The organism is Paenibacillus xerothermodurans (genome assembly GCF_002220865.2).
Taxonomy (GTDB): domain Bacteria; phylum Bacillota; class Bacilli; order Paenibacillales; family NBRC-103111; genus Paenibacillus_S; species Paenibacillus_S xerothermodurans.
On the sequence record NZ_NHRJ02000002.1, the window covers coordinates 361,239 to 373,675 of the forward strand.

The window sequence follows — 12,437 nt, forward strand, 5'->3', positions numbered from 1 at the left end:
TTAATGCAGCCATATGTAGAGTGGAATAAACAAAAACGAAGTGACAATGGCTGCAGCGCCCATCGCAAAGCTGCCGACGCTTCCCTGCAATTCGGAGTCCCTGATAATGCGTGCGGTGCCGATGCCATGGGATGCCGTGCCGATCGCCGTGCCGATGGATATATCGTCCCTTACACCGCATAAACGCAGCAGCCCCGGGCCGAACATACTGCCGATCAATCCGGTCAGCACCGTGAGAACGGCTGTAAGTTCAGGAATGCCGCCCGCCTGGCGGGATATTTCCAACGCTATCGGTGAAGTCACCGACTTCGGCATCATGGTCACCATCAACTCCTTGCTGCCCCCCAATGCCCACACAAACACCGCTGACAGCAGCAGAGCACTGATAGAACCAACGGTCATGCCTCCCAATATCGATAATAAGCTGTTACTGATACGCCGGGCATTTTTGTATAAGGGGATCCCTAATGCAACCGTAGCGGGGCCCAGCAGCAGCACGAGAATCTCGCCGCCGTTACGATATGCCTCATACGGGATGCCACTGACGAATAAAAACAGCACAATCAAACCAGAACAAACAAACAGCGGATGCAGCCAAGACCATCTTCGGGACAAGTATAATGCCACGGTATAACTAACCACAGATAGTGTCAGGCCAAACACCGGTTGTTCCGTAATGTTATGAAGATTCATGACGCTCATGCTCCTTTCGCTTTCCTGTCAGGAGCTTGGCGGACCACCCGCTTAACAGCAGCACCCCGAATGTGCTGGCAAACAAACTCACCAATAACTCGAGCGCATGCTCTCCGATATAAGAAAAAAACACCATGGTACCGACGACGAACGGGGCAAAGAGCAAAAGCATATGTCGGATTAAAAATTGGCCCGTGGTCTCAACCCATTCCAACTTAATCCACTTCAAAAAAAGACAAACTGTAAATAAAATGAGGCCGATCACGTTGGCCGGTACGGGGATATGTAACGTGGTGTGTAAAATAATCCCCAGCAAATAGAATCCAATTAAAATAGCAAACCCAAGCAAGTGCATTCCCTCCTGTGCCTTAACTCCAATGCACTGGTGCACGCCGTGTTCTGAGCACGACCGCCTCCGTGCATGCATATTAGTTCCATGGATGTGGGAAACGTAAATATGGTATGTCACACATGCCGATGCACCCCAATTCCAACAAAAAGGAGCTGTTCCCATGCCAAAACCGGACAACCGTGCGGATAATGTGGAAAACATTCAAAGCGCAATAAACCATACTATCGAAAATCACAACGAGGCCGAAGAGTATTTGGAGGCACATGCCGATGAAATTACCGCTGAAGCCGCGCAGGACATCGTCGACAGAAATGAACGCCGCGAGGCAAGCCTTGAATCTTACCGCGAAGAGATCCAGGATGAAGCGGCATTTATACGCAATCAATAACACAGGCATCGTAAATCCCGTGCCATTTCCACGCAGCTGCGGGTGACGCTGAGTTACCTGAATCCCCATCTATTGATGGGGATTTTGTATAACCTGCTATCGGCGCATATATCACTTGCCTTTCCGCCTTGGTACTTGAAAGCTCCAATGATCGCGGGCCAGATAAGTATCCTGATGAATTTGCTGCGCCTCCTGAACTAACAAATCCGCATCTTCCTTCTGGTAACGCGAACTGATATGCGTCAGAATTAGCGTCTCTACCCCTGCTTCTTTAGCTGTACGAGCCGCATCCATAGCCGTGGAGTGATCGTACTTCACAGCCAATTGTTTTTTTTGCTCTGCGAAAGTAGACTCGTGCACCAACACGTTGGCGCCGCGTGCGAGCTTGCCGGAGTTCTCACACGGTTGGGTATCCCCGAGAATCGTGACGACCCGCCCAGGATAAGCCGGTCCTATGTATTGCTCTGCTTTGAGCAGCGTACCATCTTCCAGCGAGACATCCAATCCCTGCTTGAGTTTGCCGAATAGAGGACCCGATGTGATGCCTAGCTCTTTGAGCCGTTCCACCTGCAGCCTGCCTTTTTGCGGCTTCTCCGCAATGCGGTAGCCGTAGCTCTCTATCCGATGTACCAGGGGGGCGATACTCACTTGAAATTGCTCGTCCTCCAACAGAATCGTTTCTTCTTTGGCATCAAATTCATGAACAATGATTTCATAAATCAAATGGGATTGGCTGATCTCCATCGCGGTCCGAACAAACTGTTCCGTCCCTTTGGGGCCGTATACCGTGAGCGGCGTCTCGCCGCCTTGATAAGAACGGCTGCTTAGCAGCCCAGGCAAACCATACAGATGGTCGCCGTGCAGATGAGTGATAAACACTTTTTCCAGCTTACTGACGCGCACGGGAGACCGCAGCACCTGATGCTGTGTGCCCTCCCCGCAGTCGAACATCCAATATGTGTTGCGCTCGGCCAACAGATTCAGAATGATTGATGTCACATTCCGTTCCTTGGATGGCATTCCTGCTCCGGTGCCAAGAAAGTAAAGTTCCAAGACACATCGTCTCCGTTCTATGATCTGTTTCGTTAATACAAGGAAAAGAGTGGAGGCGGTGGCGCTCCACTCTGTCATAGCATGCCTAACTTTTGTCTACATTAAAATATCTCGCTTCCGGGTGGGCGAAAACTATGGCGGATACGGATGCCTCCGGCTCCATCATGCTGCCTTCGGTTAACTCCACGCCAATGTCCTCAGGCTGTAACAGCGCAAACAACTGCTGCTGATCATCTAGATCAGGGCAGGCTGGATAGCCAAAGGAAAAACGTTGGCCGCGGTATTTCGCACCGAACCGTTCCTGCATGGTCATGCTAGCCGGATCAGGGAAGCCCCAAACGTCACGCATCATTTCATGCACCCGTTCGGCTAACGCCTCGGCTATCTCCAATGCGGTAGACTGCAGTGCATGCGAGCGTAAGTAGTCCCCGTTCTCCCGTAACTCCCTGGCTTTTTCATTGATGCCATGTCCGGCAGTAACCACCAAGAAACCGACATAGTCCATTTCTCCGCTGTCTACGGATTTCAAATAATCCGCCAAACACAAATATGGTTCCGTCTCCTGACGCGGGAAGGAAAATGTCTGCAATACCTTAGAGGGCTCAGACGGTTCATACACCAACACATCGTTACCGGACGATTGAGCCGGAAAAAAGCGGTACATCCCGTGCGCACGGATAGTGCCCTCTTTTTGCGCTTCAGCGAGAATTCCATCCACTGTTTCCTTGAGTTGGACTGCCTTTGGATCCTGCTCGGCGAGCAGCTTATCCACTTTCCCCTTCAAGCCCAGATGATGACCAAGCAGCATCTGCATGTTAATATACGGCATTATATGACTGATCGGGTAGTCCCGAATGACACGGCGCTCCAAGTCAGGCGGCGTCTGCACCGGCACAGTTCTGTCGACAGAGGAGGATTTTACCCGAGTAAGCGTCGGCATGCTCCGCTCCTTCTTACCCGCTTCCATGACATCGGATTCCTTGCTGTCACGCAGTTCTTTAATCAACTGCTCCCGTTGCGCAGGATCACTTAGCTTGTTAGCGATATCCAAACCGTCCATGGCATCCTTCGCGTACAGCACCATGCCTTCATATTCAGGCGCGATGCGGGTCTTAGTGAATTTGCGGGTTAATGCGGCCCCGCCGACGAGGATCGGCACATCGATGCCTGCGTTTTTCAAATCCTGGGCGGTGATTACCATCTGCTGCGCCGACTTGACCAGCAATCCGGATAAGCCGATAGCATCCGGCTGCTCCTGTCTGAACGCCTCAATCAGCTGCTCCGGCGGCACCTTGATACCTAGATTGATAATTTGATACCCATTATTGGATAAAATGATTTCTACCAAGTTTTTCCCGATATCATGGACGTCGCCTTTTACGGTGGCCAGAATGATCTTGCCCTTTACAGCTGATTCATTCTTCTCCATAAATTGCTCGAGATGCGCAACTGAAGCTTTCATCACTTCAGCGCTTTGCAGCACCTCTGCTACGATCAACTCATTGTTGTTAAAGAGACGGCCGACTTCTTCCATCCCTTGCATTAATGGACCATTGATAATTGCCAAAGGCGCGTACTTCTTCATCGCTTCATCAAGATCAGGAATCAAGCCTTCTTTCGTGCCTTCCACCACATAGGCAGCCAGCCGTTCCTCCAGCGTTTGATTCGAAATCTTCTCTTTCTTTTCGACCTTTTTCACACGGAAGTGAGCGACAAATTCGGCCAATGTGTCATCGTTGGTGTTATAGATGAGGTTTTCCGCCAACACTCTCTCTTCCTCAGGAATAGACGCATAGCGCTCCAACGCCTCAGTGTTCACGATAGCGTAATCCAGACCGGCTTTGGTGCAGTGATATAAATATACGGCGTTTAAAACTTCTCTGCCCGCCGGTGGAAGTCCGAAGGAGATATTGCTTAAGCCCAGTATCGTCTTGCACTCAGGGTATTTCTCCTTGATCATGCGGATGCCCTCAAGCGTTTCAACGGCCGAACCGATATACTGGGGATCACCGGAACCTATAGGGAACATGTTCGGGTCAAAAATAATATCATGCGGCTTCAAGCCATACTTATTCACAAGCAAATCGTACGCACGGTCCGCCACTTCCATTTTGGCCTGCCGCGATACAGCCTGTCCCCGCTCATCAATCAGGATCATGACGACCGCCGCACCGTATTTGTGGATGAGAGGGACAATTTTTTCGAACTTCGTTTCACCGTCTTCGAGGTTAATCGAGTTGATAATTGCTTTGCCTTGAGAATATTTAAGACCAAGCTCGATGATGTGGTCATAGGTAGAGTCAACCATCAGCGGAGCCTTTACTTTCTTCACCACTTCTTTCAAAAAGCTCTCCATGGCGTACGCTTCATCTATGTCGGTGTCTTGCAGGTTAATGTCCACGATCTGGGCTCCATTTTTGACTTGTGCACGCGCAATTTCGGAGCCTTCTTCGAATTTCCCTTCCTTAATTAAACGCTTGAACTTCCGCGATCCTGAAATGTTCGTTCTCTCTCCGACCAGATAAGGGCGGTTCGCTTCTTCTATGAACACCGCGTCAATGCCTGACAACGCAGGCAGATGCGGCTCAGCCTGCCGACGCGGCTGATAAGAGGACAGCGTCTCCGCCATCGCCCGAATATGTTCAGGGGTCGTTCCGCAGCAGCCGCCTGCGATATTCAGCCAACCCTGCTCGGCGAAACCGGCAAGCTTCTTAGCCAGCGACTCCGGCGACTCATGGTACTTCCCGTTTTCGTCGGGCAGTCCGGCGTTGGGATAGCAGCTTACCGCAGTGTCCGCCAGATCAGACAAACTGCGGATGTGATCACGCATAAATTCCGGGCCTGTGGCGCAATTGAGTCCGACGGATATTGGCTTCAGGTGCTCTAACGATACGTAGAATGCATCAATGGTTTGCCCCGCCAACGTCGTACCCATAGGCTCTATCGTCCCCGAAATCATGATGGGCAGCTCGACACCACAGGTTTCGAACGCTCTCCGAATTCCTATGCTGCCTGCCTTCACGTTCAACGTATCTTGAGATGTTTCAAGCAGCAGCGCGTCCACACCACCTTCTATCAGCGCCATTGCTTGTTCGTAATAACTGTCGGTCAGTTCATCGAAGGTAACACCGCCTGTGACAGACAGCGTTTTCGTCGTAGGCCCCATCGCACCGGCGACGTATCTGGGCCACTCGGGTGTGCTGAATCTGTTGGCTGCTTCAACAGCCAAGCGGGCAGCTGCGAGATTCAGCTCTCTTGCACGCTCCGGTATATCGTAATCTGCCAGAACTACACTTGTGGCGCCAAATGTATTGGTCTCGATCATATCCGCACCGGCGGCAAAGTAAGCTTCGTGTACTTTTGAAATAACGTCCGGACGAGTGACAACCAGGATTTCATTGCATCCCTCCCAGTCCGGTCCGCCGAAATCGTCTGCGGTCAAGTCTTCCTGTTGAATCATGGTACCCATTGCGCCGTCCAAAATCATGATCTTTTTTTGTAATTGTTCTTGCAATGAAGGTTTAATCATAAGCGTTCTTCCTTTCAACGACATCCGTCCAATGACTCCACGAATACATGAGATAAATGTAAAACTAAGTGTAACAGAAACCTTTACTCCTGAAAAGGTAATCCTAACGCTTTCTAGCGGCCGGTATCATAATTCCTATCGGAATTATCATATTTATGCATCGACAGACGATGTGTATTCCACTATAATACAGGTTAGAACTCATATAATTATTGGAAAGAGGGATGACAATGGCTGAAATTCGCATTCGTCACACCAACGCTCGCATCTCTGGCGAAGACAATGTCAAAGCATTTTTAGAGAAACAAGAGGTATTGTACGAGCACTGGGATGCCAACAAGCTGCCTGATGCATTAAAAGAGAAATTTGTATTAACTGACGAGGAAAAAGCGGAGATCCTAGCTACCTATGACGATGAAATCAGAGATTTGGCAAGCCGCCGCGGCTACCTGACTTGGGACGTCATCGCCCTGTCCGACGCGACACCGAATCTTGACGAGCTGCTGAAAAAATTCGAGCAGGTTCACACTCACACGGAAGATGAAGTGCGTGCGATCACTGCCGGCAAAGGCATTTTTATTATTAAAGGTACTGATGACGTCGGATACTTCGATGTCGAATTGGAGGCCGGTGACGTGATCTCGGTGCCCGAGCACAAACCACACTTCTTTACACTGATGGAAAACCGTAAGATTGTTGCGGTGCGTTTGTTCATCGAAACAGAAGGCTGGATTGCACACCCATTCACCGACCCTTCATTCCAAAACGCATAGCTCACAGATGACAAAAAACCCGGCATCCACAAGTGGTGAACAGCCGCTGTAAGCAGGCACATTGCTAAACGTGTCCGACTTATTTGGCATAGTTCATAATAGGGGTGACGGGTTTTTCATTTTAGGAGCTAATTCACTGCCGCAATAATTGCTTCAATTTCCCGCAAATCCGTGATTTCGTGTGCTGGTATGACATCACCGGTGTGCTGCATGCCGTGGCGATTAATCCATATATTCCTCATGCCCACACGATGGGAACCAAGGATATCAGTAGTCAGTTTATCCCCCACCATAACACCCTCGTCCGATGTAATACCCAACAACGCCATAGCATGATGAAAAATAGAAGCAGCCGGCTTGCCTTCGCCGAAATTGCCGGAGATCACAATGTGATCGAAGTAAGGGGCCAGCTGTGGCACGCCTGCCAGCTTCTCCTTTTGCAGATCAGGTGAGCCGTTCGTGAGCAGCAGTAATTTATACCGACCCTTCAGTTGCTCAAGCACCTCGAACGTTTCATCGTATACGATCGGCCGCTTCCGCCGTTCTGCCGGGAACAGCTCGCCAAGACGATAACCTAACTCCGGATCGTCAACGCCAAGAGCTGTCAGCCCCTGCGTCCACGAAGCCGTGCGGTATGCCGGCGCCAGCCGCTGCAGCTCACGAAAATTCTCATCGTGGCCTTCTGTGAAATTCGCCCATAAACCCTCGAACGGATTAATCCCTATCATCTGGGTGAACGGAAATGTCTCGTACGATTCGTAGAGTGCTCTTGCCTCTCTGCGCACAGCCTGTTCCAAAGCGACAGGGTCGACCGACACATGCGTTGCAGCCTCTTCACATGTAGCTTTGAAAGCCTCTCTTACGCTACGTTCATCCCACAGCAGTGTGTCATCCAAATCAAATAACAGTGCTTGAATACTCATTGTGTCCGTCCTCTTCTCCTATGAAATGCTGCTTCCTGCGTGGTCATGCGCCAATAATCCCGGCACCGGCTAGCGTTCCGATTTAAACGTAACCGAGTTCCGCTCGGCAAACTCCTTCAACCGTTCAGCCAGAGCATGAATGTCCATACGATGATAAAAACGCGAGAACACCCAATTCCCGCCTTTGCCGCGCAGTGAAATGAGCGCGGAATCTCTGCCTATCGAAATCTCTTGAATGTCCGCGGCTTCCACTCTCTTATTGCCTGTAAACCGGCGCGTTATCAGAAAATTTTTACCAATTTGTAGAAACGGCCGACGAACCCAAAAAATGAACAATCCCAGCAGGATATAACTTCCGCCTGTCAGCCAATACAAAGTCGCATCCTGTTGCGTGCCCCGAAGCGCCACAAAGCAAAATATGCCGACAGCAATTAAAAAGATAGGCAGCGTCCAACTGCGTCCCTTAATCGTCACCGATGCATCTGACACCGTTTCACTCAATAGCGGCCGGCCGTGCTTTTTCCTGCTTTTGTTGATGGTTTTAGTGTTCTTCTGTACCATCCGTTCCCACTTACGTGACATAGCTTGTCTCCTCGCAGCTATTTATTGTGTGTTATATCCGCCGTTTGAACTTATCGATAAAACGGTTCGGGTAGTCGTACTCCAACGCGCTGACCGCATCCAAGCGATGCCATTGCTCGTCGGTTAGCCTCCAACCAACGGCTCCCATATTCTCGTCGTACTGCTCTAGAGTGCTTGCTCCAAAGATTGGGGAGGTGATACCTTGTTGGTGAATCAGCCAATTCAGTGCAACTTGAACAGGTGTTTTACCAATGTCCTCTGCCACAGATATAACCTCATCAAGGATGCGGAAATTCCGCTCCGTGCCGCGCCGCTGCCAGCTGCTTTCCCCTGCGTCCACTGACAGTCTGCCATGCAATGGCTTCTCGCCGCGCACGTATTTACCTGTCAAAAATCCGCCGCCGATTGGGGCCCACGGAATAACTCCCACGTTTTCCTCGACACATAAAGGTAGAAGTTCACTGTCCATTTGCCGGCTCACCAGACTGTACTGCTGTTGAATGGAAATGAAACGGGTATAACGATTGAAATCACTGTGACTCAGGCTTTTCATCAATTGATACGCCAAAAAATTGGAGCATCCAATGTATCTGATCTTTCCAGATGTCACCAGATCATCCAATGTGCGCAATGTCTCATCTATTGGCGTAATGTGATCCCATGTATGTACCTGATATAAATCGATATAATCAGTCTTCAATCTACGCAGGCTTGCTTCAACGCCATCTAAAATGTGCTTTCGTGACAATCCCGCGTGATTGATATTATCTCCCGTGGCGAAGCGAACCTTGGTGGCCAAGATAACATCCGACCGCCGGTCGCGAATAGCTTGTCCCGCTATTTCTTCAGAGCGGCCGCCAGCATATACGTCGGCCGTGTCCAAGAAATTACCGCCAGCGTCCAAAAACCTGTGTATCATCGTTGTTGCATCCGCTTCATTGGTGGCTTTGCCGAAAGTCATGGTACCCAAACAAAGCTCAGACACGGCAATCCCGCTTTTACCTAACACCCGAAAATGCATAGAGCTCCCTCTCACCCCTACTTACGCTTCTCGTCCCCGTCAACGATAGTGATGTTATCCAACTGGTCACGGACCGACGTTTTGAAGCCCTCGATATACCGCTTTCGCAGCACAGCGCGTTCTTCCAACTCCGCCTCGGTCAAGCCTTCGGCTTTGGCCTTACGGGCCAGTTCATTAATACGTTTTACATCTTGCTCATGTTGCGTTTCATTACTCATACGATCCTCCCGGTTATCGAACCTATACCGCTTAACACGGTGCTCAACGCCAAATCGGTAGTCAGAACACCACATTCTACTTTGACATTCCCACATGCTATTGTCAAGAGGCGCACAGCCTCCACGCGGGTCACGGCAGCCTTAGAATCTGCCCTATCTGTAGTGTGCTGGAGGCTAAGTCGTTCAGTGTTCTGATTTCATTCATATAGTCTCGGACATTTTGTCCTTGTTCTACATTCTCGTTTGCGATATCCCACAATGTGTCTCCCGGCACTACCTCGACCGTCCGTGACATTTCGCTTTCGTCGGCCGCTGCGTGAACGTCCTGCTCAACGCCCACGAATGCGAGGCAGACCGTCAGAATCACAATAATCACAAACGCTCCAAGCAAGCCAAAAACGCGCATAAGACTATGATTGGTACCGCTATGGCCAGACGTGCCTATCGATGGCGCGGAGAGACGACGGCGCATCGCACCCATTGCTTTCGCTGATGGTGTAGACTTATGTAACAGTTGTTCATTCATAAACATGTAAAATCAATCCCCCAAACAAGTGTTCTTGTTTTTAAGTTAACACGAACATTTGTTTGTGTCAATCATCCTCTCGAACTTATGTTTGTACGAACTCCGGTTCTGTGTTATACTTTCAAATAATTATTACCAATATTGGAGTGATACTGATGAGCAAATTGTCCAGCCGGCAGCTGGCGATACTGGATTTTATCAAGCATGAAGTGAAAGACAAGGGCTACCCTCCTTCCGTGCGTGAGATCGGAGAAGCCGTGGGCCTAGCATCCAGCTCAACAGTACACGGACATTTGGAACGTTTGGAGAAAAAAGGACTTATTCGACGCGATCCTACCAAACCGCGCGCAATAGAGATCACCGACGGCACCCTCGCCGAGGGTGGTGAATTTGATCTTACCGTCGCGAGAGTGCCTTTGATCGGCCGTGTCACAGCCGGTATCCCCATCACGGCCACGGAAAACATTGAAGATTACTTTCCGCTCCCGAGCCACTACGTTGGAGATTATAATGTATTTATGCTTAGTGTGGTAGGCAACAGTATGATAGACGCCGGTATCCATGACGGGGACTATGTTATCGTACGCCAACAGCAATCGGCAAACAATGGAGACATCGTGGTCGCCATGACGGAGGATGATGAGGCTACGGTTAAACGTTTTTTCAAGGAAAAGGACCACATCCGGCTGCAGCCGGAGAATGCTGCGATGGAACCGATACTGCTGAAGCAGGTCACTATTCTTGGCCGGGTGGTAGGGTTATTTCGGGACATCCATTAAAGGCGTAACAAGCAAATTGCTTAGCAGTATTCGGAGTCAGTGAGAACGAGCAAGAGCCAATAATCACGTGGCACGTGATCATTGGCTCTTGTTTTTTGTATTCCCGCTTACTGCTGAAAATCACCGCAGCGCAATCAGTGATTGAAAATGAAAAACAGCCCCTACCGATGAACGCAAGTTCAGTAGACAGGAGCTGCCGTGTTCGGAACAGCTCAGTGCTAGGCTCGTCGCACCAGCCCACACTGGCGCATTTTTAATACAACGTCAGGTACTGGTCACGTTCCCAAGCATGTACTTGTGTTCGATAAATGTCCCACTCGATTTCCTTCAGTTCGACGAAGTGAGCAAGCGCGTGCTCTCCGAGGGCGTCGCAAATGACATCATCTCTCAGCAGCTCGTCCAACGCAGTTTTCAGATCATCCGGAAGACTAGGAATACCTTGCTCTTCGCGTTCGTCTTCGGTCATCACATAGATGTTCCGGTCCGTCGGCGCCGGCAGCTGCATTTTACTCTTAATGCCGTCCAAACCAGCTTTCAGCATAACAGCTAACGCCAGGTACGGGTTTGCCGCAGGATCGGGGTTTCTCACTTCGACACGTGTGCTAAGTCCGCGGGAAGCAGGAATCCGGATCATCGGACTGCGGTTGCTCGCAGACCATGCTACATAGCATGGTGCTTCATATCCGGGCACCAAACGCTTATAGGAGTTGACAGTCGGATTGGTGATTGCCGTAAATGCACGGGCATGGCGGAGTATGCCAGCCATGTATTGCCTTGCGGTGTCACTTAGGCCGAGGCTATCGCTCTCATCGTAGAAGACGTTGCTACTGCCGTTAAACAAGGACTGATGGCAGTGCATGCCCGATCCATTTACGCCAAACAAAGGTTTCGGCATGAAGGTCGCGTGTAGACCGTGTTGTCTTGCAACGGTCTTGACTACTAGTTTGAAAGTCTGAATCTGATCGGCTGCTTTGATCGCGTCGGCATATTTAAAGTCGATCTCATGTTGGCCGGGTGCAACTTCATGGTGAGATGCTTCGATTTCAAAGCCCATCTCCTCCAAAGTCAACACAATTTCGCGGCGGCAGTTTTCGCCCAAATCCATTGGAGCCAGGTCAAAATATCCGCCTTGGTCGTTCAGCTCCATGGTTGGAGACCCATTGTCATCGGTCTTAAATAAGAAGAATTCCGGTTCCGGACCGACATTCATCGACGTGAAACCCATCTCCTCTGCTTCTTTCAGAACAGACTTCAGGATACCGCGAGGATCCCCTGGGAACGGCTTTCCGTCCGGCAGATAAACATCACATATTAAACGCGCGATACGGTCTTCAGCCACCCAAGGAAAAACAACCCAAGTATTCAAATCGGGGTATAAGTACATATCAGATTCTTCAATGCGGACATACCCTTCAATAGAAGAACCGTCAAACATCATTTTGTTATCCAACGCTTTCTCCAGCTGACTGACCGGAATTTCCACATTTTTGATCGTACCGAGCAAATCGGTGAACTGCAGGCGAATAAACCGTACATTCTCTTCCTCAGCAATGCGCAAAATATCCTCTTTAGTGTAATTGTTGACCGTCACTGCCTAAAT

General features: G+C 50.0%; 13 protein-coding genes. 3 read left to right on the forward strand and 10 right to left on the reverse strand.

The genetic code is table 11. The annotated features are described in order from the left end of the window. Both CBW46_RS05335 and CBW46_RS05340 read right to left on the reverse strand, forming a co-directional pair. Window positions 1-693, reverse strand: coding sequence for an LrgB family protein (locus CBW46_RS05335; RefSeq protein WP_089198969.1), 693 nt, complete (start codon window positions 691-693; stop codon window positions 1-3). Next, on the reverse strand, window positions 680-1,048 hold the full coding sequence (locus CBW46_RS05340) for a CidA/LrgA family protein (protein WP_341538170.1): 369 nt from the start codon (window positions 1,046-1,048) through the stop codon (window positions 680-682). Before CBW46_RS05340 ends, CBW46_RS05335 begins: the two co-directional genes overlap by 14 nt. 157 nt (window positions 1,049-1,205) lie before the next feature. Here CBW46_RS05340 and tlp point away from each other — a divergent pair, with 157 nt between their 5' ends. Further along, window positions 1,206-1,433: a small acid-soluble spore protein Tlp gene (tlp, locus tag CBW46_RS05345; protein WP_089198971.1), complete on the forward strand. Its 228-nt coding sequence runs from the start codon at window positions 1,206-1,208 to the stop codon at window positions 1,431-1,433. Between the two features lie 111 nt (window positions 1,434-1,544). On the opposite strand, the gene rnz is transcribed toward tlp, so the two are convergent. Beyond that, the gene (rnz, locus tag CBW46_RS05350) at window positions 1,545-2,486 is read right to left on the reverse strand and encodes a ribonuclease Z (RefSeq protein ID WP_089198972.1); all 942 of its coding nucleotides are present in this window, start codon (window positions 2,484-2,486) and stop codon (window positions 1,545-1,547) included. An 85-nt stretch (window positions 2,487-2,571) separates the two neighbouring features. Next, a complete protein-coding gene (gene metH / locus CBW46_RS05355) occupies window positions 2,572-6,015 on the reverse strand; it encodes a methionine synthase (protein ID WP_089198973.1) in 3,444 nt (1,147 codons plus the stop codon). A 230-nt stretch (window positions 6,016-6,245) separates the two neighbouring features. Here metH and CBW46_RS05360 point away from each other — a divergent pair, with 230 nt between their 5' ends. After that, window positions 6,246-6,788: a 1,2-dihydroxy-3-keto-5-methylthiopentene dioxygenase gene (locus CBW46_RS05360; protein ID WP_089198974.1), complete on the forward strand. Its 543-nt coding sequence runs from the start codon at window positions 6,246-6,248 to the stop codon at window positions 6,786-6,788. 128 nt (window positions 6,789-6,916) lie between these two features. Here the strand turns inward: CBW46_RS05360 and CBW46_RS05365 are convergent, their stop codons facing one another. The 5 genes from CBW46_RS05365 to CBW46_RS05385 all read right to left on the reverse strand — a co-directional run bounded on the left by CBW46_RS05365 (window position 6,917) and on the right by CBW46_RS05385 (window position 10,064). After that, on the reverse strand, window positions 6,917-7,711 hold the full coding sequence (locus CBW46_RS05365; protein WP_089198975.1) for an HAD family hydrolase: 795 nt from the start codon (window positions 7,709-7,711) through the stop codon (window positions 6,917-6,919). Between the two features lie 69 nt (window positions 7,712-7,780). Further along, window positions 7,781-8,293 carry a hypothetical protein gene (locus CBW46_RS05370; protein ID WP_089198976.1) on the reverse strand — a complete coding sequence of 171 codons (513 nt, stop codon included), beginning with the start codon at window positions 8,291-8,293 and terminating at the stop codon, window positions 7,781-7,783. A 31-nt stretch (window positions 8,294-8,324) separates the two neighbouring features. Continuing rightward, window positions 8,325-9,314: an aldo/keto reductase gene (locus CBW46_RS05375; RefSeq protein ID WP_089198977.1), complete on the reverse strand. Its 990-nt coding sequence runs from the start codon at window positions 9,312-9,314 to the stop codon at window positions 8,325-8,327. A gap of 17 nt (window positions 9,315-9,331) precedes the next feature. After that, the gene (locus tag CBW46_RS05380; RefSeq protein ID WP_089198978.1) at window positions 9,332-9,532 is read right to left on the reverse strand and encodes a DUF896 domain-containing protein; all 201 of its coding nucleotides are present in this window, start codon (window positions 9,530-9,532) and stop codon (window positions 9,332-9,334) included. A 130-nt stretch (window positions 9,533-9,662) separates the two neighbouring features. Beyond that, window positions 9,663-10,064: a LysM peptidoglycan-binding domain-containing protein gene (locus CBW46_RS05385; RefSeq protein WP_089198979.1), complete on the reverse strand. Its 402-nt coding sequence runs from the start codon at window positions 10,062-10,064 to the stop codon at window positions 9,663-9,665. Window positions 10,065-10,213: 149 nt separating this feature from the next. On the opposite strand from CBW46_RS05385, the gene lexA reads away from it, so the two are divergent. After that, window positions 10,214-10,837 (forward strand): transcriptional repressor LexA, encoded by a 624-nt coding sequence (lexA, locus tag CBW46_RS05390; protein WP_089198980.1) that lies wholly within the window; start codon window positions 10,214-10,216, stop codon window positions 10,835-10,837. A 253-nt stretch (window positions 10,838-11,090) separates the two neighbouring features. Here the strand turns inward: lexA and glnA are convergent, their stop codons facing one another. After that, the gene (gene glnA, locus CBW46_RS05395; RefSeq protein ID WP_089198981.1) at window positions 11,091-12,428 is read right to left on the reverse strand and encodes a type I glutamate--ammonia ligase; all 1,338 of its coding nucleotides are present in this window, start codon (window positions 12,426-12,428) and stop codon (window positions 11,091-11,093) included. Window positions 12,429-12,437: the final 9 nt, after the last annotated feature.

What these genes read in the sequence shown, in the direction of transcription:
- CBW46_RS05335 (WP_089198969.1), bottom strand. Translation starts at nt 693, where the DNA reads ATGAATCTTCATAACATTACGGAACAACCGGTGTTTGGCCTGACACTA.
- CBW46_RS05340 (WP_341538170.1), bottom strand. Translation starts at nt 1,048, where the DNA reads ATGCACTTGCTTGGGTTTGCTATTTTAATTGGATTCTATTTGCTGGGG.
- tlp (WP_089198971.1), top strand. Translation starts at nt 1,206, where the DNA reads ATGCCAAAACCGGACAACCGTGCGGATAATGTGGAAAACATTCAAAGC.
- metH (WP_089198973.1), bottom strand. Translation starts at nt 6,015, where the DNA reads ATGATTAAACCTTCATTGCAAGAACAATTACAAAAAAAGATCATGATT.
- CBW46_RS05360 (WP_089198974.1), top strand. Translation starts at nt 6,246, where the DNA reads ATGGCTGAAATTCGCATTCGTCACACCAACGCTCGCATCTCTGGCGAA.
- CBW46_RS05365 (WP_089198975.1), bottom strand. Translation starts at nt 7,711, where the DNA reads ATGAGTATTCAAGCACTGTTATTTGATTTGGATGACACACTGCTGTGG.
- CBW46_RS05370 (WP_089198976.1), bottom strand. Translation starts at nt 8,293, where the DNA reads ATGTCACGTAAGTGGGAACGGATGGTACAGAAGAACACTAAAACCATC.
- CBW46_RS05375 (WP_089198977.1), bottom strand. Translation starts at nt 9,314, where the DNA reads ATGCATTTTCGGGTGTTAGGTAAAAGCGGGATTGCCGTGTCTGAGCTT.
- CBW46_RS05380 (WP_089198978.1), bottom strand. Translation starts at nt 9,532, where the DNA reads ATGAGTAATGAAACGCAACATGAGCAAGATGTAAAACGTATTAATGAA.
- CBW46_RS05385 (WP_089198979.1), bottom strand. Translation starts at nt 10,064, where the DNA reads ATGTTTATGAATGAACAACTGTTACATAAGTCTACACCATCAGCGAAA.
- lexA (WP_089198980.1), top strand. Translation starts at nt 10,214, where the DNA reads ATGAGCAAATTGTCCAGCCGGCAGCTGGCGATACTGGATTTTATCAAG.